This window comes from Rhodanobacter hydrolyticus (genome assembly GCF_044904645.1).
Window position 1 is genome coordinate 307,872 of sequence record NZ_JADIKK010000007.1, and the last position, 24,789, is coordinate 332,660.

Annotated in this window: 26 protein-coding genes and 1 pseudogene; 15 read left to right on the forward strand and 12 right to left on the reverse strand. The window is 60.6% G+C overall.

The genetic code is table 11. The annotated features are described in order from the left end of the window. Window positions 1-91 precede the first annotated feature (91 nt). From ISP25_RS01445 to ISP25_RS01475, 7 genes are all read left to right on the forward strand, one after another. On the forward strand, window positions 92-1,411 hold the full coding sequence (locus ISP25_RS01445; protein WP_404612074.1) for a carbohydrate porin: 1,320 nt from the start codon (window positions 92-94) through the stop codon (window positions 1,409-1,411). Between the two features lie 175 nt (window positions 1,412-1,586). Further along, on the forward strand, window positions 1,587-1,913 hold the full coding sequence (locus ISP25_RS01450) for a hypothetical protein (protein ID WP_404611788.1): 327 nt from the start codon (window positions 1,587-1,589) through the stop codon (window positions 1,911-1,913). Window positions 1,914-2,462: 549 nt separating this feature from the next. Continuing rightward, window positions 2,463-3,767: an NRAMP family divalent metal transporter gene (locus ISP25_RS01455; protein ID WP_404611790.1), complete on the forward strand. Its 1,305-nt coding sequence runs from the start codon at window positions 2,463-2,465 to the stop codon at window positions 3,765-3,767. Window positions 3,768-3,865: 98 nt separating this feature from the next. Next, entirely contained in the window at window positions 3,866-4,318 is a 453-nt protein-coding gene (locus tag ISP25_RS01460; protein WP_404611792.1) for a PA2169 family four-helix-bundle protein, read from the forward strand. Window positions 4,319-4,359: 41 nt separating this feature from the next. After that, window positions 4,360-4,488, forward strand: a complete 129-nt coding sequence (locus tag ISP25_RS01465; RefSeq protein WP_404611794.1) for a hypothetical protein — start codon at window positions 4,360-4,362, stop codon at window positions 4,486-4,488. A 49-nt stretch (window positions 4,489-4,537) separates the two neighbouring features. Next, window positions 4,538-5,437: a hypothetical protein gene (locus ISP25_RS01470; protein ID WP_404611796.1), complete on the forward strand. Its 900-nt coding sequence runs from the start codon at window positions 4,538-4,540 to the stop codon at window positions 5,435-5,437. Between the two features lie 75 nt (window positions 5,438-5,512). Beyond that, window positions 5,513-5,671, forward strand: coding sequence for a DUF3309 family protein (locus ISP25_RS01475; protein ID WP_192160408.1), 159 nt, complete (start codon window positions 5,513-5,515; stop codon window positions 5,669-5,671). A 155-nt stretch (window positions 5,672-5,826) separates the two neighbouring features. On the opposite strand, the gene ISP25_RS01480 is transcribed toward ISP25_RS01475, so the two are convergent. The 5 genes from ISP25_RS01480 to ISP25_RS01500 all read right to left on the reverse strand — a co-directional run bounded on the left by ISP25_RS01480 (window position 5,827) and on the right by ISP25_RS01500 (window position 10,817). Next, complete coding sequence (locus ISP25_RS01480) at window positions 5,827-6,594, reverse strand: hypothetical protein (RefSeq protein WP_404611798.1); 768 nt, start codon at window positions 6,592-6,594, stop codon at window positions 5,827-5,829. Beyond that, entirely contained in the window at window positions 6,591-7,337 is a 747-nt protein-coding gene (locus tag ISP25_RS01485) for a hypothetical protein (protein ID WP_404611800.1), read from the reverse strand. Before ISP25_RS01485 ends, ISP25_RS01480 begins: the two co-directional genes overlap by 4 nt. Continuing rightward, the gene (locus tag ISP25_RS01490; protein ID WP_404611802.1) at window positions 7,337-8,230 is read right to left on the reverse strand and encodes an ABC transporter ATP-binding protein; all 894 of its coding nucleotides are present in this window, start codon (window positions 8,228-8,230) and stop codon (window positions 7,337-7,339) included. The genes ISP25_RS01485 and ISP25_RS01490 overlap by 1 nt, the downstream gene beginning before the upstream one ends. Before the next feature lie 417 nt (window positions 8,231-8,647). After that, complete coding sequence (locus ISP25_RS01495) at window positions 8,648-8,956, reverse strand: PadR family transcriptional regulator (RefSeq protein WP_404611804.1); 309 nt, start codon at window positions 8,954-8,956, stop codon at window positions 8,648-8,650. Window positions 8,957-9,278: 322 nt separating this feature from the next. Beyond that, the gene (locus ISP25_RS01500; RefSeq protein WP_404611806.1) at window positions 9,279-10,817 is read right to left on the reverse strand and encodes an aldehyde dehydrogenase family protein; all 1,539 of its coding nucleotides are present in this window, start codon (window positions 10,815-10,817) and stop codon (window positions 9,279-9,281) included. Between the two features lie 208 nt (window positions 10,818-11,025). Between ISP25_RS01500 and ISP25_RS01505 the strand changes: the two genes are divergently transcribed. Continuing rightward, window positions 11,026-11,850: an SDR family NAD(P)-dependent oxidoreductase gene (locus ISP25_RS01505; protein WP_404611808.1), complete on the forward strand. Its 825-nt coding sequence runs from the start codon at window positions 11,026-11,028 to the stop codon at window positions 11,848-11,850. Window positions 11,851-11,907: 57 nt separating this feature from the next. Continuing rightward, entirely contained in the window at window positions 11,908-12,429 is a 522-nt protein-coding gene (locus tag ISP25_RS01510) for a Dps family protein (protein ID WP_404611810.1), read from the forward strand. Window positions 12,430-12,568: 139 nt separating this feature from the next. Here ISP25_RS01510 and ISP25_RS01515 read toward each other — a convergent pair whose 3' ends face one another. Beyond that, complete coding sequence (locus ISP25_RS01515; protein ID WP_404611812.1) at window positions 12,569-12,862, reverse strand: hypothetical protein; 294 nt, start codon at window positions 12,860-12,862, stop codon at window positions 12,569-12,571. Window positions 12,863-12,952: 90 nt separating this feature from the next. Here ISP25_RS01515 and ISP25_RS01520 point away from each other — a divergent pair, with 90 nt between their 5' ends. The 3 genes from ISP25_RS01520 to ISP25_RS01530 all read left to right on the forward strand — a co-directional run bounded on the left by ISP25_RS01520 (window position 12,953) and on the right by ISP25_RS01530 (window position 16,823). Then, entirely contained in the window at window positions 12,953-13,129 is a 177-nt protein-coding gene (locus ISP25_RS01520) for a hypothetical protein (RefSeq protein ID WP_404611814.1), read from the forward strand. 161 nt (window positions 13,130-13,290) lie between these two features. Further along, window positions 13,291-16,221 (forward strand): sensor histidine kinase, encoded by a 2,931-nt coding sequence (locus ISP25_RS01525; RefSeq protein WP_404611816.1) that lies wholly within the window; start codon window positions 13,291-13,293, stop codon window positions 16,219-16,221. A gap of 152 nt (window positions 16,222-16,373) precedes the next feature. Continuing rightward, window positions 16,374-16,823, forward strand: a complete 450-nt coding sequence (locus tag ISP25_RS01530) for a DUF302 domain-containing protein (RefSeq protein WP_404611818.1) — start codon at window positions 16,374-16,376, stop codon at window positions 16,821-16,823. Window positions 16,824-17,037: 214 nt separating this feature from the next. Here the strand turns inward: ISP25_RS01530 and ISP25_RS01535 are convergent, their stop codons facing one another. Continuing rightward, on the reverse strand, window positions 17,038-17,373 hold the full coding sequence (locus ISP25_RS01535) for a hypothetical protein (RefSeq protein ID WP_404612094.1): 336 nt from the start codon (window positions 17,371-17,373) through the stop codon (window positions 17,038-17,040). Between ISP25_RS01535 and ISP25_RS01540 the strand changes: the two genes are divergently transcribed. From ISP25_RS01540 to ISP25_RS01550, 3 genes and pseudogenes are all read left to right on the forward strand, one after another. After that, window positions 17,306-18,238 carry an alpha/beta fold hydrolase gene (locus ISP25_RS01540; RefSeq protein ID WP_404612076.1) on the forward strand — a complete coding sequence of 311 codons (933 nt, stop codon included), beginning with the start codon at window positions 17,306-17,308 and terminating at the stop codon, window positions 18,236-18,238. The genes ISP25_RS01535 and ISP25_RS01540 overlap by 68 nt on opposite strands. A 300-nt stretch (window positions 18,239-18,538) precedes the next feature. Continuing rightward, the gene (locus ISP25_RS01545) at window positions 18,539-18,694 is read left to right on the forward strand and encodes a type 2 periplasmic-binding domain-containing protein (RefSeq protein ID WP_404611820.1); all 156 of its coding nucleotides are present in this window, start codon (window positions 18,539-18,541) and stop codon (window positions 18,692-18,694) included. Between the two features lie 15 nt (window positions 18,695-18,709). Further along, window positions 18,710-18,970: pseudogene (locus ISP25_RS01550) on the forward strand (LysR substrate-binding domain-containing protein); the annotation flags it as partial. Window positions 18,971-19,185: 215 nt separating this feature from the next. Here ISP25_RS01550 and ISP25_RS01555 read toward each other — a convergent pair. The 5 genes from ISP25_RS01555 to ISP25_RS01575 all read right to left on the reverse strand — a co-directional run bounded on the left by ISP25_RS01555 (window position 19,186) and on the right by ISP25_RS01575 (window position 24,748). Then, window positions 19,186-20,115 (reverse strand): glyoxalase, encoded by a 930-nt coding sequence (locus ISP25_RS01555; protein WP_450088472.1) that lies wholly within the window; start codon window positions 20,113-20,115, stop codon window positions 19,186-19,188. A gap of 39 nt (window positions 20,116-20,154) precedes the next feature. Next, the gene (locus ISP25_RS01560) at window positions 20,155-20,619 is read right to left on the reverse strand and encodes a DoxX family protein (protein WP_404611822.1); all 465 of its coding nucleotides are present in this window, start codon (window positions 20,617-20,619) and stop codon (window positions 20,155-20,157) included. After that, window positions 20,598-22,487 (reverse strand): amidohydrolase, encoded by a 1,890-nt coding sequence (locus ISP25_RS01565; protein ID WP_404611824.1) that lies wholly within the window; start codon window positions 22,485-22,487, stop codon window positions 20,598-20,600. The genes ISP25_RS01560 and ISP25_RS01565 overlap by 22 nt, the downstream gene beginning before the upstream one ends. Window positions 22,488-22,769: 282 nt before the next feature. Continuing rightward, entirely contained in the window at window positions 22,770-24,041 is a 1,272-nt protein-coding gene (locus ISP25_RS01570) for a thiolase family protein (protein WP_404611826.1), read from the reverse strand. A 62-nt stretch (window positions 24,042-24,103) separates the two neighbouring features. Then, a complete protein-coding gene (locus ISP25_RS01575) occupies window positions 24,104-24,748 on the reverse strand; it encodes a YceI family protein (RefSeq protein ID WP_192157447.1) in 645 nt (214 codons plus the stop codon). Window positions 24,749-24,789 lie beyond the last annotated feature (41 nt).

A 24,789-nucleotide genomic window follows, 5' to 3' on the forward strand; every position in this document is an offset into this window, starting at 1 on the left:
ACACAGCGCTCCGGTTGTTTCTGGCCATCTGCGAAATTCGATGGCGCGAGCGCCGCAAGCGCAGTTGTTTGAATAGGAAATTAGCTTGAACATGCGCCTGGCGGTTGCAACATTCCTCGTGCTGCCGGCGTGTTCGGCAGGTGCAGCAGCCGATGACGTAGATTATCTGATGCCGCAGTTGATCGGTGCGCAGTACACCTTCATCGATCAGCGCCAAAACAGCCTGCACTCGCCCTATCAAGGGCCATTGAGCCTGCGTCCACAGGCCAACCAGGCACGCTCTCATACCTTTGGCCTTTACTTCGGTCTGCCGATCACACCTCATTGGGCGGCCTATCTGGACGTGGAAATGTTTCGCGGCGGCGGCGTCAGCCACAGCACTGGTTTGGCCGGGCTCACGAACGGCGACGTTGTTCGCGGCGGTGGCGGATCGCTGGGACGCGATGCTTATGTGGCACGGGTGTTCCTTACCTACGACGTTCCGCTAGGCGGCAAAACCATCCCCCTCAAACGAAAAATGGACCAACTGCCGGGTGAGCAAGCGGACCATCGCCTGAGCTTCAAGGCAGGTCTGTTCGCCGTGAACGACGATTTCGACCAGAGCCGCTACGCAGACTCCACACGTACCCAGTTCCTCAACTGGGCGCTATTCAACAATGCGGCGTGGGACTTTGCCGCAGATACGCGCGGCTATACCGTAGGCGGTGTCGTAACCTATGCAGCCGGACCGTGGACGTGGCGCTACGGGCTGTATCAGATGCCCTATCGCGCCAACGGGCAACGACTCGACGCCATTTCGCGCGCACGTGAAATGGACGCGCAGGCGACCTGGCAATCGAACCCGGATGGACCGGCGGTCTGGCTGCTGCTCTATCGCAACACCGCACGCATGGGCGTCTACCAGGTTGCCTTGGCGCGTGCGCTGCAAGCCGGAACCGTGCCCGACATACGCCAGGATGACCACGGTGGCCGGCACAAGTACGGCGTTGCGCTGGGTGCTGATCTGCCCCTAGCAGATCATGGCGATACCGGGCTTTTCGGCCGCCTTGGCTGGAACGACGGCAAGACCGAATCGTTTGCCTTTACCGAAGCGGATCGCAGCGTGAGTATCGGTGGACAGCTCGCCGGAGTGCGCTGGCACCGTCCGGATGATCGCATTGCCCTAGCGCTGGCGGTCAACGGATTGTCACCCGATCATCGTGCCTACCTCGCTGCAGGCGGCACGGGTTTCAACTTGGGCGACGGGCAATTGAACTATCGCACCGAACAGATCCTGGAGACCTATTACGATCTCGCTATCGCCGGCCATGCGTGGGTGACGACCGATCTGCAGCTAATACACAACCCTGGCTACAACCATGACCGGGGGCCGGCGCGCTTCGTTGGTGTTCGCGTGCACCTGGAATACTGATGCTCGTTGCTCCGACCTCACTTGAAGATGCTGGTGGATTCTGATCAATGTCCCGGAAAATCACCCCAAGACAGTTGCCAGCGAAATACGCGGCTGAACTCATCACACTGGGGCATTCGGCAGCAGGCCGCCCCAAAAACGGATTGAGACCTGTGGATGAAGTACGCATGCAAACATGAACGATATCGACTTGCAGCAAGCTGATTTCGCGAAGCAGCGACGCGCTGGCATAGTTACCATTGCCATAGCGATGCCGATTGCCCTGTTGTTGTGGTTAGTTATCGCGTACTTAATGCTACCTTTGACTGGCATGGATGGCATTGGCGAACGGATGCTCTTCACCCTGAAATGCTTTTGCCTTGTGGCTTTGTTCTGCCTAGTGACGGGAGTTGAAGCCGTAGCTCATGAACGGCTGAACTCGCCTGCATTCGATCCGCTGGCAGGATTCGAGACACGACGACTGCGAGTCAACCTATGCTATCTCCAGAACACTCTGGAATAGATCGTCGTGTTTGCTGCGGCCCTGTTCGGGCTGGCGACCTACTCGCCAGATGGAGCTGCCATGCGAGCTGTCCTGGCGACCGCCGTGGTATGGGCGCTGGCACGTTTTGCATTTTGGATCGGCTATCACCGTAGCGCCGCTATGCGTGGCTTGGGCGCACCCGGCATGGCACTCAGCATGATCGTTCTGATCTACGTCGCGAGTCGGATAGGTTTCGACGTAGGCGGCACTTTGGGGCTGCAGTTCCCATCTTGGCGTTCGTGTTGATCGAGGCGGTCTTGTTTCGGACGACGCGTCGTCTGCGAACCATCGATTCCACCTGATCGCACCTTATCGCCTTGGGGCACCTCGGATTGCAGCTCGCATTATTCGGACTCTGCCGAGCCTGCCCATCAATGTCCGTATGGCGGTTTCAAGGATATGCATTCGGACACATCAAAGGGTTGTTCACTTCAGTTTCGCGCGGGCGATGCGTGCACCTGAGGATGCTGAGTATGCCTGCCTTGGTGCTCTCCGTCAGGTGCCCGCGCCTTTCGGAATCCGATTCTCATGGTCGCAAAAGCAGCTGCATTGACAGGCAAGTCGCTCGAAACCGATGAGGGGCGAAAGTCATTTTTTGGCCGCTTAAGTGCTGGCCTGATTACCGGGGCGGCGGACGACGATCCCAGCGGTATCGCGACCTACTCGCAGGTGGGCGCCGCCTTCGGTTACAGCACACTTTGGGCAATCCTCTTGACCATGCCGCTGATGGTGGCCATCCAGGGGGTAAGCGCCGGCATCGGGCGAGTGACAGGACACGGCTTGATGGACGGCATCCGCCGCCACCATCCTAAATCCCTGGTATACGCGCTTACTACATGCATCCTGGTCGCGAACGTGATCAACCTCGCCGCCGACATTGGTGCCATGGGCGCTGCGCTGAAGCTGCTAGTGGGTGGACCGGCACTCGTCTACGCCGCTGTGTTCGGTTTGGGATCGCTGCTCCTGCAAATGTTCATTCCGTTCTCACGTTACTCGCCTTTCCTGAAAGTGCTGACGCTGAGCTTGTTCGCCTACGTCGCCACAGTGCTTGTGATCCACGTGCCGTGGGGAGAGGTACTCAAAAGCATCGTGCGACCAGCGATCACCTGGAACGCCAAATACGCGGTTGGTTTGGTGGCATTGCTTGGTACCACCATCAGTCCCTATCTGTTCTGCTGGCAAGCCTCGCAGGAGGTTGAGGAGATCCGCACTAGCAATGAGCGCGAACCTTTGAATAGAGCCCCGCATCAAGCTCCAGACGCATTGAGGCGCATCGGAGTCGACACCAGCACCGGGATGATTTTTTCCAACCTGATCGCTTTCTTCATCATCCTGACCGCGGCCGTTGTACTCCACGCGCACGGCAAAACCGATATCCAGACCTCATCCGATGCCGCGCAGGCATTGCGCCCCCTGGCAGGAAAATTGGCGTTTGCCTTGTTTGCGGCCGGCATCATCGGCACCGGCCTCTTGGCCGTGCCGGTACTCGCCGGCGCCACAGCGTACGCTGCCTCCGGGGCCTTTGCGCAACGCTCAGGGCTGCAGCACAAGCCGCAGCATGCGAAGTTCTTCTACGGGGTTCTGATCGTCGCCACCGTGATCGGATTTGGGCTGAATCTGACGCCGCTCGATCCGATCAAAGCGTTGTATTGGAGCGCGGTGATCAACGGTGTAGCCGCGGTTCCACTCATGGTCGTGATGATGTGGATGAGTTCCCGGCGCAAGGTAATGGGCGAATTCACGATTCCATGGGCCATGAAGATTTTGGGCTGGTTGGCCACCCTCGCCATGGCTACCGCTACCATCGTTATGTTCGCGACCTGGGGAAAGTGAATGAAGTTCAGTCACGTGCTCTGGACGGTTCGTTCACGTCAACTAAGCGACACATCGCTGATTCTTCCTGTCCATAATTTTCTTCGACCGGATGCGTCATGACCTCCACGAATATCCACGACATCGCAGTCTTGAATGGGCTTGTTCAAACCACGATCGACAGTGTTGACGTCTATGCTGAGGCAGCCCGAAAGGTAAATGACGCTTATCTGAGCGGCAGCTTTTCACGATGGTCGGAAGATCGCAGTCAGGTCGTCGGTGCACTGAAAGCCCATGTCAGCACCTTGGGCGGCGATGCCGAACTTGGAGGCACCACCCTTGGCTCCGCACATCGCTTGTTCGCCAAGCTTCATGAGGCGCTGGTCTCGGGTGACACCCCGATCGTTGACGAAGTCGAGTGCGGGGAAGACCGCATCAAACACAGATTCGAAGAAGCGCTGAGGGATACCGCACTCTCCGTGCCGACCCGGCGAGTCATTGAACGTGCCTACGTATCTGTCCTCGCCGGTCATGAGCAAGCCAGTGCCTTGAAGCGTTCGAGGCGTGGCTAGATCGTGGCCCGAACGCCCCTTCCCTCTCAAAGGAGACCGTCATGAACGAAGACTCCGCTTTCCCATCGAGTCGGAAGGAGCGCGGCGGGATCGGCTATGTGCTGCTGTGGTTGCTGGGGGTACCACTTCCGATATTGGTTCTCATCGCTCTGTTGCGAGGCTGCGCCTGACGCAAGGCGTGGGCTGCATGGCTTATCGACGCAGTGACGGGGAAAGATGATGAATTCGAACATCGCAAGCACCGAACCAGTGGCAGTGGTGGAGCATCCGCGTATGAGCTGGGGCGCCGTGATCGCTGGGTGGGCGATTGCAGTCGGAATGGCATCGCTGTTGTACATCGTCGGTCTGGCCGTCGGGCTTTCAGTGTTCGATCCGGAACGCGCCGCGAACAGCGCCAGGGGGATGGGAATAGGAACGGCTATCTGGATGATCCTTACCTGGGTCGTCTCGCTTTTTCTTGGCAGCATGTTTGCAAGTTGGTTCGACGGCAAGAACGACACGACGATGGGCACGATGCACGGAGTAACGGTGTGGGGTCTCGCCGTTGTGATGAGTGGCCTCTTGCTCTCGGCAGGAATCGGGCACGCCATGAATGCACCTGCGCTGTTCGGTGATCACATGGGATCAGGACAAGCCAACGAGGCAAATGTGCCAATCATTGGAATGCCGGGCTCGCCAGCGGCAAATGCCTCCGCGGACATTCAAGCCCAGTTGGAGTTGGGAGCTCGATCGGCTGACGGCGCCGCCAATGCCACCCCTCGATACGCCATGGCAATACGTACCGAGCCGGGAGCCATCGCCATGGCCACTGACGCAATAATGTCGTCGCAGCCGCAAACGGCGAAAGACATCCTCGTGGCTTATACCGCCATGACACCGCAACAGATCGATGTCACGGTCGCCAATGCGACAGCACGGGCGCAACGGTATCAAACTGAAGCGAAAGCGCTTGCTACACGGACCGCCAAATGCACGAGCGCTGCGCTTTGGGTCGTCTTTCTCAGTACATTCCTGGGCCTGCTTGCGTCAGCCCTGGGTGGCTGTTTGGGAGCAGCGCGGGTTCACCGCGTGTACCACCTTCGAACATACCGTCCCATGACCTCGACCGAGTTGAATTGATCGAATCTATATGCAGGCACGCCCGCATCGGTAGGCGTGCATCCCGTTCTGGCGTACCGACAATGAGGTGCTCCCATGGCTCTCTCCACCATCCTGATCATCGTGCTCATCCTGCTACTGCTCGGCGCACTACCTGCGTGGCCGTATAGCCGCACATGGGGCTATCGTCCCATGGGTGGGTTGGGTCTCCTGCTAATCATCTTGATCGTGCTATTGGCACTGAGGGTGATCTGATGGCCTCGATCTATGATCAGGCTAGCGCGAATACGGTGCGTCCGATCTGACCAAATGATATGGCTGTACGCGTTGCCTAACCACGATAACACGGGCTAACCACCGGCTCTGGCATCTGCCTGGTCAGTATCGACGAGCGGATCGTTTCGGACGGCTCACGAATAGTCTCGTTGCTTGCTGATTCGAACTGCCAGGGCAATCAGCAGTCCTGCAACGATCATCATCGAAACAAGCAGCGTCCAAGGCGGCCTCCCCACCAGCAGCGCGGTTCGCGCATCGAAATAACGCATCGTCAGACCGGACATGATGTGATTGAGGTTCAATGGGTACCGGCTCAGCGGAGGAAAGAGCACGGCGGCTGGATAGAGGATCATGAAGACGAACGAAACGGCCAGCGCCGCGTATTCGCTTTGGAACAACGCTGCCGACAGGAAGGCCACGGCGAAGAACACCGCGCCACTTCCGAACCACAACAGACCGAAGCAGGCCATCTGTCGCAGGGGATACGCGACGTGCGCCAGCTGCGAGCACGCGGCCAGCAGCAACACAGGTAATGCCGACAAGACTGCGACCTGGGTTAGGCCGAGTAGCGCTTGCGCCGACACCAGCCATGCGCGATTCACGGGAAGTGCCAGGGTAAATCCCGCAGTACGCTGCAGTCGCTCACGTTGCAGGCCCCCCAGCGCAAGCACCACGGCCATGATGGTGAACAAGCCGCGTGCCGTTCCCTTGTATATGAGTCGGTAGATGTAACCAATGTACGGGTCGCCGACGAACCGTTCGTCCGGGACGAACACCGCCATCAAGCTGGCGCGGCAGAACACGCCAAACACACAGATTGTCGCCAGCAACACGGCGCTGAACAGAAATCGTCCGCGGCTCTCTCGCCAAGCCTTGAACAACAGGGGCGCCATGGCGTTCATGAAAAATCCCTACGTGCCATGATGGCGCCGGCCATGCCAACGAGGCCCAGCGTCACCAGCGCGTATAGACCCAGCGCCATCCAGGGCAGTTGGGTAACGAGGGCGGCCAGCGAACCTTCTCCGTGGAAAGTCGAAAGCTGCATGCCGTGCATCGTGTCGATCAAATCAAGCGCTGGATAGCGTGCAAGCAGAGGTAAGTCAGCAAGGACCGAGTAGATCGACAACGCCGCCACTGAGGCGATTGCCGGCGAGTAGCCTCCCGGCAAGATGATCGAGAAGAAAAATGCCAGTGCGTACACGACTATGCCGCAGCCAGTCCACAACAGACTGAACTGCAAAGCGTGCGCGAAGGGATAAGCCTCACCGACAAACGGTGACAGCAGCGGAACCAGCAGTGCGGGTAGCAGTGCCAACATCGCAACCTGTGTCAATCCGATGGCTGCCCTGACGGCGGTCAGGCGCCACCGGCTTACCGGCAGCGACAGCGTGAACCCGGCCGTACCTTGTGCTCGCTCCTGCAGCACACCGCCAAGCCCCAGGACGATCACCAGCAGGATGTACAAATCCAGCGCGTTGGCCTTGTAGACCGCATTCCAGATGTATTGCGCATAGCTCAGCGGTTCGCCGGCATGGGTACGCACCTGCCGCTGTAACAACACCACGACGCCGCATAGCCACAGAAGGGCCGCGGCGCTGATGACGAAGCGGGTCCGGCTCTCTCGCCACATCTTGTACCAGAGCATCAGGAAGCTTCCCTGACGATGTCGAGAAAGACATCGCGCAGGTTCACCGACGTCACCTGCACAGTGGCATGGAGCGAGCGTGCGTGAGCCACAATACCGTCGACGTTCGAGCTGGCCAGCACCCAAGTCCGGTGGCCATCACTCCGTATCCGCTCTACGCCGGCTAGATCGAATGTCGGCACCGGACCTGGCGCGACGGATTCCACGGTGATGTTGCGGTAGTTGTTCAGCAGATCGTCGAGCAGCGCATTCAGGACCAGTTGCCCACGATCGATCATCAGCACCCGGTCGGCGATCCGCTCTACCTCGTCCAGTTGATGCGACGAAAAGAGGACGCTGGTGCCTGCATCGCGCACCACCCGCAGGGTTTGCAGTAGTTCGTCGATGGATACCGGATCAAGCCCTTCTGTTGGCTCGTCGAGGATGATGAGCTCGGGTCGGCGCGCTAACGCCAGCAGAAGTGCCAGCTTAGTACGCATGCCCTTGGAGATGGCCTTGACCTTGTGCCCAGTCGGCAACTGGTATTCCCGTAGCAGGCGCGCTTCGATCTCAGGCTGCCAATCCGCGTAGAAGGAACGGGTGAAGCGGATGAGCTCGGCGACGGTCATGTAGCCATAGAGGCCCTTGTCTTCACCCACGTAGGCGATGCGTCGACGGACTTCCAGGCTCTGCGCAGCATCGGCGATGTCGTAGCCCAGCACTCGACCTGTGCCAGCGCTGGGGCGGACCATGCCGAGCAGCATCTTGATCGTGGTGCTCTTGCCGGCGCCGTTGCGTCCGAGGAAGGCTGTGATGTGCTGAGGCTCCACCTGCAGGCTCAGATTGCGCACTGCCTCGACGCCACCGTAATGCTTGGTGAGGCCCCGAGTTTCAACGACTAGTTCGTGGGTCATGCGCGATGGACGCCCCGAGGTTGATTGCCCATGCGTCCCTTACCGCGCGACTTGAATGAGGCGGGCAGCCGGATTTCTGGCACCCATGAAACACGGTCAGCAAAATGCGCTCGCGCTGATAGGGTTTTTGGATCGCGTATACGCCAACCAACGCGATAGCCAACACCGCACTTGCCCGAGCTAGCGCCTTGAAGATGGGGTACGTCGAAAGCGCTCTCCCGAACTCGTAGGACGAGCGCTCCTTGAGCGCAAAGAACATGCACCCAAGGGCCCAAGACAAAGCCGCTCGACGGGATCCGATGTATGCGACCTCGTTAAGTGCCGCTTCGGCCCATTCCCGACGATGCTTGGGCAGCATCCGAGTCGCGAATCGGATCAATGCAGTCGGGAGCGTGTCTGCAACGTTGCGGATGGCCATCAGAGACGCCCCGGTGACAGCTGTCGCCAAGTCTTGCCCGCAGGATTCGAATGCTCGATGGCGAAGCCCACTCCTTCGGCGTTGAGGCGATACAGCTTTCTCTGCGGACGTCCCTGATGCGGGGATGGCTCCCACTTCGAATCGAGTAGGCCTCTGTCGCTCAGGCGCATGAGGATGGGATAGAGCGTCCCTGACGGAAGACCCGTCTGTTCGGATAGATCGTAGCCATGGCGCCATTGCCCCCGTTGTGACAGCAAGGCATCCAGGAGTTGCCGGGTTTGGATTGAAGGCGTTCGCGTCTGAGGCATGATGTAACTCTACATATGTAGCCAAAGAGAGGCAAGCCTTGCCTTGGCGCAGGAATGCCCAGGCCGTACGCACCCTCGCAATAACACCAGCTGCGTCCCCTGCATGATCAAGCGAGCCAAGCAATCTCTGCAGGTGGAAGGCGCGTGGCATCGTGAAAGCTGTCGTTCAATTGGCCGGTAGGACGCCCGCCCTACCCTCGATAACCACCCCTAATCGTTCCTCTCTGGCACCAAGGCCTCACCATAGGCTTTTCAATAGCCGGATAGAGCATTCGATGGCTGTCCGGAACAGTGACGAAAGACGGCGCTTCTCAACAGTCTGCTAAAAGGGATAGTCCCGATGCCCGCGCTGCACAGATACCCAATGTTCGGTGGTGAACTCTTCGATCAGTCCCATTGCGCCGAAACGCCCCAGGCCCGAGTTCTTTTCCCCACCGAACGGCATATTGGCCAGATCGACGGCGGGGGCGTCGTTGATATGGGTCATGCCTGCGTCGATGTGCTGCGCTAGGCGTTCGGCGCGCGCGAGCTCTTGCGTAACGATGGCGCTGGACAATCCGTATTCCGTATCGTTGGCGACAGCGACGGCCTCGTCTTCGTCGCGCACTTTGATGATCGGCGCGATGGGGCCGAAGATTTCATCGCGGCCCAGACTGTCCGATAGCGAGACATTGAGAAAGACATGCGGCGGCAGCACCAAGCCTTCCGCGGGGCCGCCAACGCGCATGATGGAACCATCGCTGCGCGCTTGAACGATCATCTGCAACAAGCGGCTTAGTTGGCGTTGATTGATGATCGGACCCACCGCCGTATCGGGCAGGTTCGGATTGCCGAATTTCAGCACCCTGACGCGTTCGACGAAGGCATCGACGAAACGGTCGTAGATCGCTTGATGCACGATCAGGCGATTGGCACTGACGCACAACTCGCCTTGATGAAGAAAACGCCCGAAGACAGCAATGTCGACGGCGCGCTCGAGCTCGGCGTCATCGAGCACAATCAGCGGATTGTTGCCGCCTAGTTCCAGTTGCACTTTCTTGAGCGTAGGGCCAGTAACAGCGAGACTGGCGATGCGCCGTCCAACGGGGCTCGAGCCGGTAAAGGAAATCACTTTCGAGAGCGGATGAAGTACCAGCGGATCGCCGATCAGCTGATTGCTGCCGGTAATCACGCTGAGGACGCCCGGCGGCAGCCCGGCTTCTTCAAAAATCTTTGCCAGCAGCAATCCGCCCGACACCACGGTTTCCGTGGCAGGTTTCAGCACCACCGCGTTACCCAGCGCGAGCGCCGGTGCAAGCACACGCGAACTCAAATGCATGGGCCAGTTCCATGGGCTGATGACGGTGACGACACCCACGGGCTTGCGATAGATGCGATGTTCCTTGCCAGATATGTCGCCGGGAATGATGCGGCCCCAGACATGCGTGGGCAGCGTGGCGGCTTCCATGATGATGGCGCGTACGGCTGTCCATTCGGCTTCGGCTTTGAGGCGTACGCTGCCCGATTCGCGAATAAGCCACGACACGACTTCTTCGTGCCGTGCGTCCAGAATGGCGGCTGCACGATGCAACAGCGCGCTGCGTTCGCTCGGCGAGGTGTGCGCCCACGCCTGTTGTGCACGCGCGGCCGATTTGAACGCCTCATCTACATCCTCGACGCTGGCTTGCGGCACTTCGACAAGCGTTTCACCGGTGTAAGGATCGAGGTCCTTGTAGACAGAACCGGCCGTACCTGCACGCCACACCCCGCCGATGAACAGATTCCCGAATTCGTAGGCGACCGTGCCCGTACTTTCTCGCTGATTCATGGTGAATACCCAGTCGATGGAAGACCCCCGGCGATGCACGTTGCGTCGACTCATATGGGTCGTCTATCGAATCTAGGCCGCTGTGGCAGCGGACGACTAGCAAAATCCAGCGATTTTTTGCTTCGATCGAGAACGCACCGGCGCCTACCTCTTTGGGGTAGGTACTCGATGGATGGGTGGAACTACCATCAATGCGTCGCTCCCGTTTTCATAACCCTCTGCACGCATGGCGCTCTGCCATTCAAGCTGAAGGAATCCGACGATGAAGAAGAAGACCTGGTTCGTCACTGGCGTTGGCCGAGGTTTTGGCCGTGCGCTTTGCGAAGAACTGCTCAAGCGTGGACACACGGTGGTCGGCACCGTTCGGCACGGCGCATCCGACATCGTGCACCCACAGTTTGTCGAGTTGCATGCGGATGTGTCGGATGAGCGGCAAACGCATGAGGTAGTCGCTCAAGCCGTCGCGAAGGTCAGCTCCATCGACGTGGTGGTGAACAATGCCGGTTTCGGCATGGTCGGCGCAGTGGAAGAGGTGTCCACCGTCGAAGCGCGCAAAGTATTCGAAACGAATTTCTTCGGCACATGGAACGTGATTCGTGCCGCGCTACCGCACCTTCGCGCGAACGGAAGCGGACACATCGTCAACTTTTCCTCCATCGGTGGCATTACTGGATCGATGGGGAACGGCTTGTACAACTCATCGAAGTTCGCGGTGGAAGGTTTATCGGAAGCGCTCGAGGTTGAAGTGAAACCGCTGGGCATCGGCGTGACGATTGTCGAGCCCGGTTACTTCCGCACGGATTTCCTTTCCTCATCGTCGATCCAGCAGGCAGGTACGGTGATCGACGCATATGCCAAGACCGCCGGCCTCACTCGTAGCGCCGTCGCGACGCGCAGCGGCACGCAGCCAGGAAGCCCCGAAAAGGCCGTGGCGGTGATCATCGACGCCGTGGAATCCGAAACGCCGCCGCTGCGCCTGCCATTGGGTCCAGACGCGTTTGCGCGTATCGACGGCAAGATCCATCGCCTGGAGAGGGAGATGGCGCAGTGGCGCACGGTGGCATCCGATACACAGTTCGATACATGAACCGAATAGTCATGTCCGCGCAAGCGATCATTCCCCCAACGATGAGGATCACCGGCCATGTCGGCAACATCTGATCATAAAATTTCCCGACCCCGCGGGTTGTCCGGCCTCTCCTCCGAGGCCGTCCGTGACATAAGCGCAGCCCTCGAAGGAGTGCTCGCCGACGTATTTGCCATCTACCTCAAGACCAAGAACTTTCACTGGCACTTGGCAGGTCCGCATTTTCACGACTATCACCTGATGCTGGACGACCAGAGCGATCAGCTGTTCGCCATGACCGACCCGATCGCCGAACGCGCGCGCAAACTCGGCGGAACGACACTTCGTTCAATTGGCCATATCGCTCGCATGCAACGCGTACCCGATAACGATGCGCCTTTCGTAACGGCAGACGACATGCTCGCCGAGCTGGCCCAGGACAATTCGCACCTTGCTGCCGTCTTGCGTGAAGTGCACGGGGTCTGCGACGTACATGGCGACGTCGCCACGGCCAGTCTGCTGGAGAATTGGATCGACGAGACGGAGCGTCGCGTGTGGTTTCTATATGAAACCTCGCATCCACATTCTCGCGAACGCTGATCGATCCCGCTAATCCACTGTCCTACGTCATGTTTCATAACCGGGATCTATGGATGGTTGGTCTTGTGGCAGCCACGAGACACGATCTTCCACCCTGCATATGTACACCTTCCGTCGTAGCTCACGTCGGTGACGGCGCTCATCCCCCACTGCTGCAACCGAGGCCGATCAGGTTGTAGGCAGCAAATGCCCAGGTTATCCAGTCACGCACCGCAGAGGTGCCCACCATCGACAGCTTGCGCGGCCCGCCGATGGTCTTGATGTAGCCAATGCCCTGCTCGATCAGCTTGCGGATCTTCTGGCTGATGCTGCAGTCACCAGCGCGCGCCACGGCACGCGGCACGGTGCTGTGGCCACCGGTGCTGGTATTGCGCGCGATAGACGGTGCGATCCCGCGTATCCCCAACGTCGCAGCTAATGTCTTGCGTGTCATGTTCCTGGTCAGCACCCAGGGCCGATCCTTGCCTGACGCCAGCCCGGCGAGTGGCTCCAAGATATCGTCCCGTTCACCGTTGCCACTGGCATGACGGGCGTCCAGACCGATGAACTTGCAACAGCAAAGCGCAGGATGCGCTCTGGCGAGATCGACGGACGACCGCCTCCGGCGCAGCACACCGCCAGCAAACTCACCCAGTTCGCCAAAGGTTTCGTGTTGACCGATTTCCCAGAAACAGACGACACTCCCGTGATCAGCGGTTGAAGATGGCCCGGACGGCTGAAGCCAGCCGTCGGCAAAGATCTTTGCGCACGGTCCTGGCCCGACCTGGGGAAACCTTGCACAAGAGCGGCAACGGCATTGCATAGCGCGATGCTTCTGTTCTGTGAGTTCCAGCAACGACGCATCGAGGACTGCCTGGCCGCATGAAAAGTCTTGTTCCAGCGCGTGCCTGCATTGCCGTCCGCCACCTTGCATGCTGGTGCCTGCTGATCTGCGTGGCCATCGCCGCCACCCCGCACGCCAGCGCTCGACCGGCCAGCTCCGGCGAGGTAACTGCCAAGCCGGCATTTCTGCAGTTGTCGCAGCTTCGACGCACCCTGTTCACGGTCAAGGACGGTCTACCATCAACGATCTATGCCATCACCGAGGACAAGGACGGCTATTTGTGGCTTGGCGCACCCACCGGATTGTTTCGTTTTGACGGTCTGAACGTTGAGCCGATGCTGAAAGGCCGGCTCCCCCCCGAAGCGATTACTGCGCTGTATGGCGACAGGGATGGAAATCTTTGGATCGGCGGCGTGCACGGGGCGGTAACGCGTGTCCATAACGGCATCGCCGAACCCATGAACCGCGGCCTGAGCGAAGCCACCATCATGTCGTTCAAGCAGATGGCCGACGGCACGCTCTGGGTAGTGACATCGGGCAGGGTCTACCGGCTCGACGACGGCGCCTGGCGTCCTGCCGGCCCGTCCGAGGGCATCGATGCGAAATTCATGTGGGTCACAGGTACGGGTGTGGATGGGTCCTATTGGATCTTTACCCCAGGCGCCGCGTATCGCCTCCGTCCAGGCACCCGGCGTTTCGAGCGCGACACCGTGGACAAAGGCATTGCAGCCATGGCCAACCTGCCTGCTGGCACCGTCTATCCGAGTGCTGGCGTGACGGCCGATCTCATCGTCGATCAGGCCGGTGCATTGTGGGTACCCACCAACGGCAAGCTAACGCGGCTGCACGCGGACAATCCGTCCGGCCAGCAACAACTTGTCACGGAGAACGTCGAGGCCTCCGACAATCACTCCGACATCCAGGTCACGGCCGACTTCAGCGACAGCCAGGGCAACGTGTGGATTGCCACGACCAATGGACTGGAACAATTTCGTGCCACCCGTTTTGTGCCGCTGGTACTGCCCCTGCCCGTCCTGTGGCCGGCGATGACTGAAGACAGCGATCATGGGGTATGGATTGTCAGCAACTCGGACACACCACCGCTCCGCATCGGCGAGACAGTCACGACGCATCCGGAGCTTGGCGGCTCCGCACCTTGCGTGGCAAGCAGCCCGGATGGCAGCGTCTGGTTCAGTGGTGACAAGGGTATCCAGCACTACATCCATGGCCAGGTGAGCGAGATCCCTGCCCCCCCGGTACCGGGACCACAGGCGCTGCCAGCAAACCTGAAGCAATACTGCGTGGACATGCAGTTGGCGGGCGACGGTTCGCTGTGGGTCTCGATGCGATTCAGCGGCGTCGTCCGCTGGGACGGCCACGCCTGGAACGCCATCGAGCCCCGCATGGCCACGAGCATCCAGCTCGAAGGCACGCGGGCATGGCTTGCCTTCTCCTCAGGCAAGTTGAAATCGGTCGAGCAGGGAAAGACAACTGCCTACTCGGCGCAAAACGGGCTCGATCTGGGCGGGCTCAACAAACTGCGTCAAGGTATCTCCGGCCTCTGGATCGCGGGTGATGGCGGTATCTCGGTCAAAACCGGTGCGCATTTTCACCGGCTTGTTGGCACGCATGGCGAGCGCTTTGAAAACGCGTACGACGTCATCCAACTGCCCGACGGCGACGTCTGGATAGCGTCTCCCCGTGGGCTGTACCGCGTAACCGGCACGGAGATCCGGTTGGCCCTGGCTGCAGCGGATCATGCGGTCGCATACACCTTGTTCGATCCAGCCGATGGCGTGGAAAACCCCAGGCGCCTGCTGGCTTCCGACAATGGTCGCCTGTGGGTTTCAACGCTGCAGGGCTTGGTCTCGATCGATGCACTGCATATGCCATCCATCCCTGCAGCGGCACGCGTATCGATCAAATCAATCAACGATCATGACGTGCGTTTTTCCGGAGCGTCTGTTCCCGCGCTGGAGAAAGGCACCCGAAGCATCACCATCGCTTACACGGCACCCACGCTCTCGACGCCCTCCGAGTCGCATTTTCGCTACCTCCTCAAAGGTATCGACGACGACTGGCAGGTGGCCAGCGATCGACGCGAAGCCCACTACGCCAATCTGGGAACTGGCCACTACTTGTTTCAGGTCGAAGCATCCGACGCCGATGGGGCGTGGACCGGTCAGCCCACCGACCTCGCTTTTCAGATCCTGCCCGAGTTCTACCAGACCTGGTGGTTCAAGGTGCTGTGCCTCGCAATCGCGCTCGCAGGGCTGGGATTGTTGTACCTGATGCATGTAAGGCACATCTATGCGCAGCTCAACGCGCGGACACGTGAACGCGAACGCATGGCCCGGGACTTCCACGACACCATCCTGCAGAACTTTCAAAGCCTGCTGCTGCACGTGGAGGTCGCCGCGCGGAGCGTGACCGAGGACGCCGTCAAGCGAAAACTGGCCAAGGCGCTTTCCGTCACCGAGAACGCGCTGAACGAAGGCCGCGACAAGATCGGAGAACTGCGTTCGTTGACCGAGCCGCTGGAAGACTTGCCCACCGACATTGCTCGCCAGGCAAATCGTCTGAGCGAAATGTATCCCACCGCATTTTCAATGCATGTGGAGGGCAAGCCGCGGCCACTGAACGCAGCGGCGGCCGGCGATGTCCATGCGATCGTCGGCGAGCTGGTCACCAACGCCTTCCGTCACTCGGAGGCAAGCGCCCTGCATGTCGAACTGCATTACGGTCGACGCGAGTTGAACATCACGGTCATTGACGACGGTCGGGGTGCGGACCTTCCAGCCCTGATGCATGGGAAATCGGGGCACTGGGGTTTGCAAGGCATACGTGAAAGGGCGCGCCGGATCGGTGGCCGATTTACCATCGGTACGGCGCCATCCGGAAAAGGAACCCGCGCAACCCTGAGGATTTCTGCACGTTTCGTCTATGCAGGCAGGCACTGGTTTCGCTAGCGACCGCAGTTCACCAGCGGCCGTTTCGCACTCGATGCCGGGATCCTTCAGTCGCTGACAACCCAAGACTTCGAAAGCCGCGACTACCTCTTTGGAAGGAGGCGGCGACGCCCTGCTGCGCCTAGTCTTGCATGGTGGCGAGGCCTTCGGGAATGAACGCCTCCGCCTGGCCAGACCTATCGAATCTGCCGGGAGAGATGCACATGACTCACCCAGGTTTCGGCTCCGCGATCGAATTCGGCAGCCCTTTCACCTTCGAGAAGACGGTCGAGCGACCGTACGAAGCGATCTCGAACGCAGGCATGAAGCTGTTCGCAACCATCGATCAGGCCGCGAACGCGCGCGATGCGGGGCTGAGCATGCCCTCCACGGTCGTCCTCATCTATGGAAAGGCAGAGGGCAGAACGCCCATCACGCTGATCTCGCCGCGCAGTGCCCTGGATCTGCCCTTGCACGTTCTGGTCAGGGAAGACGCCGACCATCGAACCATCGTCGGTTTCCGTCCCATCGTGCCGACACCGGAAACATCGGACGTACCCGCAGCGCTCGCCGGTCGACTGGAGCCGGCGCAGAAGCTTCTCGTGAAGGCGATCGAGTCGTGACCTCCATGGCATCGCTCCGGAAATTCGTCATCGCATGGACGCCGGCACGCCGTGAAACCCGTCCGACCGGTGACAGGCGATGAACGCTACGGCACTCGAACTGCGATCGAGGATCGCGTCCGGCGGCCAGCTCGAGCTATGGCTTGAAGAGATGACCATGCCCGTACCTGCCGAGCCGACCGCGGCATTTGCCAGCCGATACAGCACGGAACGGTCATTGGCCGAAGCACCGGACCCGAACGTGATCCGCACTTACCGCCCGAATACGCCAGGTGAAAGTACTTGCTGATGCAGTCAAAAACACCGCCTGAGTCGTCGACGGACCACGAGTCCATACCCGACTTCGGGCAATGCCACGGATAAATCGAGGAACCAAGGTGAAAACCGCCCCTATCGAAAGCATCAATGTGAAGCGGCGCAACGTGCTGTCTTCATTCTTGTTCGGCTCGATCGCCCTGGCCACCGCACAAATCGCAGATGCGATGGACCGCTCCGGTTTTTCCGCAAAACGGCTCCGTGCCTCGAACTCCACCCAGGAAAATTCACCCATGACCCTTACCTATAAAACTCAGAAAGTAGGCAACGTCGACGTCTTCTATCGCGAAGCCGGCCGACCGGGCTCACCCGTATTGCTTCTGCTGCACGGCTATCCCACTGCCGGCCACATGTTCCGCGACCTGATTCCCCTGCTCGCGGATGACTACCACGTGATCGCACCCGATCTGCCGGGATTCGGCAACACAAAAGCACCTCCTCGCGGGCAGTTCGACTACACCTTTGACCACCTAGCGCAGGTGGTGACGCACTTCACCGAGGCGCTGAATCTGGCGAAATATGCGCTCTACGTTTTCGACTACGGCGCACCAACCGGTTTCCGTGTTGCGGCGGCGCATCCGGAACGCGTGACTGCAATCATCAGCCAGAATGGCAATGCCTACGAAGAAGGTTTGAGCGACGTGTGGGGCCCGTATCAGGCCTACTGGCGCTCCCCGTCGGAACAAACGCGCGAAGCTTGCCGCGATGCGCTTTCGCCGGAAGCGATACGCATGCAGTACCTGCATGGCGCCGACCCTCTCAAGGTATCGCCGGACGGCTATACCCTGGATACCGCGTATATCAGCCGCCCCGGCATGGATGACATCCAGCTGGATCTGATACTCGACTACCGCACCAACGTGGCCCTGTATCCGACGTGGCAGGCATATTTCCGCAAGCACCAGCCTCCACTGCTGGCTGTATGGGGCGACCAGGATCCGTTCTTCCTGCCTGCGGGTGCGAAAGCCTACAAGAGGGATATTCCGGACGCGGAAGTGCACCTGTTGAACACCGGGCACTTCGCACTGGAAACGAACGCAAACGAGACTGCCGGCCTGATTCGCAATTTCATGAATCGCAAGGTGCGCAGCGTGTCGTAAAACTGATCCGAACATGGGTTGTCGTTGTGAACAGCCGCTCATGAGTGTTCGAGCCAGGCGGTGCGGACCGTGGGCTGCTGGACCGGGTTGGCGATGGGAATTGCCGGCTGATCTTCACTCTTGTTGGCGATCAACTACGGACTTCTTCGCCCAATGGTTGAAGCGGCGCCATCCGCGAATTTGTTCCCCGCAAAGCCATACGTCGCTCGCGCAAGCCCTGTCCCAGGTTTGGAGAAACGATCGTGCGGAACAGCCACTCGAACCATCGCTCGTCAGCGATGCCTGCAGCTCGCGAAAGACATGATCGCGATACCGATCGGTCCGCCCACGCGCCTGGTGGTGGTGGCAACACCGACATACTTCGCGACGCGTAGCCCTGTCCGGACCCCGCATGACCTCATGGCGCACGACTGCATCAATATCCGCTTCCTCACCCATGGCGGCCTGTACACATGAGAGTTTGAGAAGAACGGTCACCCGCTCAATGTGCGTGTGGAAGGCCGCCTGACCTTCAACAGCATCGAGCGTATCCACGTCGCAGTTCTTCGGGGCTTCGGCGCCGCGTACCTTCCAGAAGACATGGTCAGCGAGCACATTTTAGGCGGCCGACTGCAACAAGTACTCGACGACTGGTGCCCGCGTTTTCCCGGCTACCATCTGTACTACCCGAGCAGGCGCCAACCCTCTCCCGCCTTTGCATTGCTGGTCGAGGCGCTTCGCTACAGAAAATGAAGCAACGGATGGCGATGGAAGTCCGCCGCCCGGCCCGGAAGCAATTCCCGGCCCCGATAGCTTGGCCTAAGCACCCACAGGCACAGATCCGCTGGCGGCTATTCACGGCTGCCAAGGGAAAGGATGGCTGGCGACGCGGTTCCACGCGCCGCCAGCCACCGGACAGGCGAAGACTGTTCGGACTCGGCAAAAGCGCGCATCTCCCGACCGGGCATCTAGCGCGCCTTGGAGGCATGCACCTCCGCGATATATCCGCCCGGGAACTGCACGATCGCCGAACTGCGATCGCTGCCGTCGTAACGAGGCACCAGCACCTTCGCCCCGTTCGACATGGCCTTGGCCAGCGTGGCGTCGAGATCCTTGACCTCATAGCCGGTGATCTCGTGACCGAACGGGTACGGCAGATGACCATCCGTCACGTTGACTTGCATCTTGCCGAAACCGGAGTCGATGCGGATGCGCCGGTAGGTTTCGCCAGGCTTGCCGATCTCGCCCGCATCGGCCTTGCGATCGTCGGAAACCACCTTCCCGTGCGAGAAGCGCAGCCAGTCGCGCACGAACGTGTCCGCGGTATCGCGCGATACATAGATGCGGTTGTCCGGCACCGTCTCCATGGACGCATAGGAGGGCGCCTTGAAGTGCCAATACAGTTGCATCTTCACGCCGCCGGGCCACTGGATCACCGTGTCGAGACCGATCGCGTCCTTGAACTTATCGACGATCACCTCGGCACCTGCCGCACGCGCCTCCTTGATGGCCTGATCCATGTCGGTCACCAGGTAGCCGGTGCGCTCCTGCCCGAACGGATACGGGATCGGAGTCAGGAAGGCGAACGTCGACAGCATGCCCACGGGCGTCCAGACATATTGTCCTTCGGTGCTGCTGGGCACCGGCAATACATTGAAGGTGCCGCGCGCGGACGGCTTGCCGCCAAACGTGCCGGTGAAACTGTTCACGAAAGCGTCGAAATCGCCGGGGGCGATATAGACATGGGTGGAATCGTATTGCGGGCCGACGGCGACGCTTGAAGCGCTGCTTGCCGCTTCCTTCGCCAAGCCGGTCGAAAGGGGTGCTGCCGACAACAGCGCGACCGAGGCGATGGCGATCGCCATACGGGTGATCTTGGTGCATGACTGGATGTGCATGAAGTGCCTCTCCCGATGGGATGGTGGATTGGATGGGAGCTAGGCGGCAGGTCTTTGGCCCGCATAGCTGAAGAGCGCCGCGAGCGCCAGGCCCGCGATCAGGGCGATGTGTTCCATGAAAACGTTCATCTCGGCGAAGCGCGCCGCGCCGGCCAGCTTCCAGAAGCCGTGTGCCAGGCAGGTCGCGAAAGCCGTGAATATCGCCAGGGCACCCGCTCCCAACCATGCGTGGCGATTGCAGACGATCGCGACCGATCCGCCCAGTTGCACCGCCAGGACGAGCGCATAGAGCAGCCACGACGCGGGCAAGCCTGTGGCATGGAACTCTTCCAGGGTTGCCTGCGGGTGAGTGAGCTTGTCGACGCCGCTCCACCAGTACGGCAAGGTCAGGCCGATGCGTGCGAACCACACTGTCGCCGGCGCCCTCAGGATGACGGCAACGATGGCCGGCATACCGATGGCATACCGCGGCGCATTCACGCTCATACTGCCCAGCAAGCGCATCCGAGCGCACCCCAGAACGACTTCAGGTCCGGCTCCGATACCGGGAGCGTGGCCGACCAGGCCGTCATGTGGTCGTGGCCGTGGATCGAACAGGCACGGGCGCAGCTGCAGGCATTCGCGTGGCTTTGCCGCACCACGGCGGAGCTGGCATCGTCCCAGGCTGCGTAACCGCCGAACATGCGGACGGGCGACCAGTCCGGCATCGCCGGCGGCAAGGGATCCTCATCCAGGTGCCGGAAGCTTCCGGCCGCGAAGACGATCTTGCCGCCGACGATCGTCAGGTCCGAGGTCATATCGGCAATCTCGCTGTCGGCGCAAGCGAAGTAGTCGCGGCAGGGCACGATGAGGTCCGCAAACTGCCCGACCTTGACCTGCCCTTTCTTGCCTGCTTCGTTTGAAAACCAGGTCACGTGCTGGCTCCACATGCGCAGCGCTGTCTCGCGATCCAGGCAATTGCGCTGCGGATAGAGGCGGAGACCGCCCACCGTCATGCCGGTGGTCAGCCAGGCGAGCGAAACCCATGGGTTGTACGACGCGACGCGCGTGGCATCGGTGCCGGCCGAGACCTTGATGCCCTTCTCCAGCATCATGGCGACCGGAGGCGTGGCAGCGGCGGCGGCCGCACCGTACCGTTCGACAAAGTACTCGCCCTGATAGGCCATGCGATGCTGCACGGCGACGCCGCCACCAAGTGCCGCGATGCGGTCGACGGAGGCCTCCGAGATCGTTTCGGCGTGGTCGAAGAACCAGTTCAGTCCCTGCAGCGGAATATCACGGTTGACCCGCTCGAACACGTCCAAGGCGCGGCTGATCGTCTCGTCGTACGTCGCATGCAAGCGCCACGGCCAGCGATTTTCGGCCAACACGCGTATGACATCTTCCAGTTCCCCTTCCATGGCATCGGGCATATCGGGACGCGGTTGCCGGAAGTCCTCGAAGTCCGCCGCCGAATACACCAGCATCTCGCCGGCGCCGTTGTGCCGGAAGTAGTCGTCGCCTTGCTTGTACTTGGAAGTCCTCGTCCAGCTGAGGAAGTCGTCCTTTTCCGCCTTCGGCTTCTGCGTGAAGAGGTTGTAGGCCAGCCGGATCGTCAGCTGGCCGTCTTCGGACAGCTTCTGGATCACGGCATAGTCCTCCGGATAGTTCTGGGAGCCACCGCCCGCGTCGATGGCGCCGGTAACGCCCAGCCGGTTGAGCTCGCGCATGAAATGGCGGGTGGAGTTGAGCTGGTAGTCGAAGGGCAGCTTCGGCCCTTTCGCCAACGTCGCATACAGGATGGCGGCATTGGGTTTGGCCAGCAGCAAACCCGTAGGATTGCCTGCCTTGTCCCGCTCGATATGAGCCCCGGGCGGCTCCGGCGTGTCCCTGGTGTAGCCTACGACCCGCAACGCCGCCGCATTCAGCAGCGCGCGGTCGTAGAGGTGCAGCAGGAACACCGGCGTATCCGGTGCCGCCGCGTTGAGTTCGGCAATGGTCGGCAGGCGCTTCTCGGCAAACTGGTGCTCGGTGAAGCCGCCGACGACACGAACCCATTGAGGTGGCGGCGTGATCGCGACCTGCCGCCGCAGCATGTCCATCGCATCGGCAAGCGAACGTACGCCGTCCCAGCGCAACTCCATGTTGTAGTTCAGGCCACCGCGAATGATGTGCAGATGGTTGTCGATCAACCCTGGCAGCACGCAACGACCGCCGAGGTCGACCTTTCGCGTGGCGTTGCCCGCCGAACCCAGCACGCTCGAATCGTCGCCCACCGCCACCAGTCGTCCGTTGGCGATGGCGACGGCGCTCGCCCGCGGCTTGTCCGGATCGAGCGTGGCAAAACGTCCGTTGTACAGAAGCAGCTCCGGTTCGGTATGCGTATCGCTCATGACGCTGGCTCCTTCTTCCTGGTTGTCGCAGGTGGCTGCGTGCCCTGCGGCGACTGTGCGACGCGATGTGGTTTGACCCGCCGGGTTACCCCGCCGCCACACTCGCCGAAGTGATCGACGTGGTCGCCAGGCGGGATCCGGTGCTGGCCTCTGCGCGGCCAAGTTGCCCCGACCGCCGATGGCTCACTTTTTCGATGAAAGCCCAATCTGTCTTTTGAGTGGAAATCGACACGAAGCCTTCTCCTTGGCTGCCAGCGGTCCGTATCGGACGACCAAGCCGCACTAGCCGTTTTCGAGCAGCGCGACGACGCCTTGGCCGCCATCGGCGCACACGCTGACGATTGCCTTGGATGGGCGCGGCATGGCTGCAAGCTCCTTGACCGCCTGACTCAAATCGCGGGCTCCGGTGGCGCCAAATGGATGGCCAATCGCGACCGATCCACCGTTCGGATTCACCCGCTCCCAGGGGAAGCGGCCGAAGTCACGGGTGACGTGCGTCTTTTCCGCAATCCATCCGGGCTTCTCCAGCGCGGCCACGTTGGCCAGCACCTGCGCCGAAAAGGCTTCGTGGATCTCCCATAGCGCGATGTCCTCGAAAGACAGGCCATGCCGGTCGAGCAGGCGCGGAATGGCATACGAGGGTGCCATCAGCAATCCTTCCTTGTGGAAATCGACTGCCGCGATTTCGTAGTCGAGAAGCCTGACCGTCGGCAAGTTCGCGGGCAGCCGCCTGCGCCCCTGGTCTGACATGACCCACAGGCCCGCCGCGCCATCGGTAATGGACGACGAGTTGCCGGCAGTCAGCGTGCCGAGGCCGCTCTTGTCGAAGGCTGGCTTCAATGCGGCGAGCTTTTCCAAGGAAGTGTCCGCGCGCGGATTCGCGTCCCTGGCCAATTCCGGCAGCGCTATCACCAGGTCACCGAAGAATCCGCTTTCCCAACCGGCAATGGCTTTCTGGTGGCTGCGGTAGGACCACTCGTCCTGCGCCTGGCGGGATATGCCCCATTGCTTCGCCGTCTCTTCCATGTGATCGCCCATGGTGCGACCGGTGATGCGGTTGGCCCAGCCTTTGGTGGGAAGGTTGAAATCCGTCGCTCGCAGGCTGCCCAATGCCGCCACCGCCTGCGCAGGGTCGGTGGCAAAAAGCCCGAGCAGGCGATCGTTGGCCTGGCTGGTCAAGCCGAGCGACGGGCGGCTCATGACTTCCGAGCCGCCCACCATCACGACGTCGACACCCGGGCCGATCGTGCCGGCTGCCGAGAACGCAGCCGTCATGCTGGTACCGCAGGCCAGGACGACGGAATAGGCCGGCACGGCGGCATCCAATTTCGCGTCCATCCAGATTTCGCGCGCGAGGTTGCTCCACCCCAGGTTGGGGATGACCGATCCCCACAGGAAAAGATCAGGCTTTCGGCCCGCGACTTGTTCGGCCATCGCGCGAACGACGGGTACGGACAAGCTCAATGCGTCATAAGCGGCCAGCGCACCGCCGCCGCGTCCGAAGGGAGTACGAAGCCCGGGGGCGAGATAAACAGCTTGCTTGAAGCGTGTCATGAGTCGGTCCTTTAGCCGCAATGCCGCACCAGCGGGTCTGGCGTCTCAAATCTGGAAATGGCTCATGTCTTGACGAATTCCGTCTCGATCAGGAGGGTCACCTCATCCGCCTCCAGAGGCACCCATTCTCCGACGCCGAATTCGGAACGCTTGAAAGTCGCCTCACCCGAAAAGCCCATCCGCCCATGGGTGAAGCCCCGATAGACGACGCTCAGGGATACCGGCTTCTTGACCCCGTGGAAATCCAGGACGCCATCGACGGAAAAGTGATCTCCCGTGATCGTGATCGACGACGACGCAAATGTGATGGATGGGTATTTGCCGTTTTCGAAAAACCGGGTCGCAATTCTCTTGTCGAAAGCCTGGTCGCCGGTGTCGACCGATGCCGGGTCGACGGAAATCTGCAGATTCGAAGCGGTCGCACGAGTGGGGTCGAATGAAAATCCGCCGCTGACTGCATCGAAACGCAGCGTGTAACGCGACAGGTCCATATGTGCGAGCTTCGCAGTGACCGAGGTGTGATGCGGATCGAGCCTGTAGCTGCCTCCCGTCGCCGCTGCCGGATCCCTGGTGAGATTGAGCGTTTTGTACTGGGCCGAAGCGCTCGCATCTTCGGGAGAACCATGGCCCTGCTGGAACGCCGTCGCAGCCGTTGTGAACAGCAGGAATGCGGCAGCGATGGCGACGGAGGCGTTGAAGCTTTTCATCTTCGATCCTAAGTTTTGGTAAGGGCCACGTCCCAGGCACG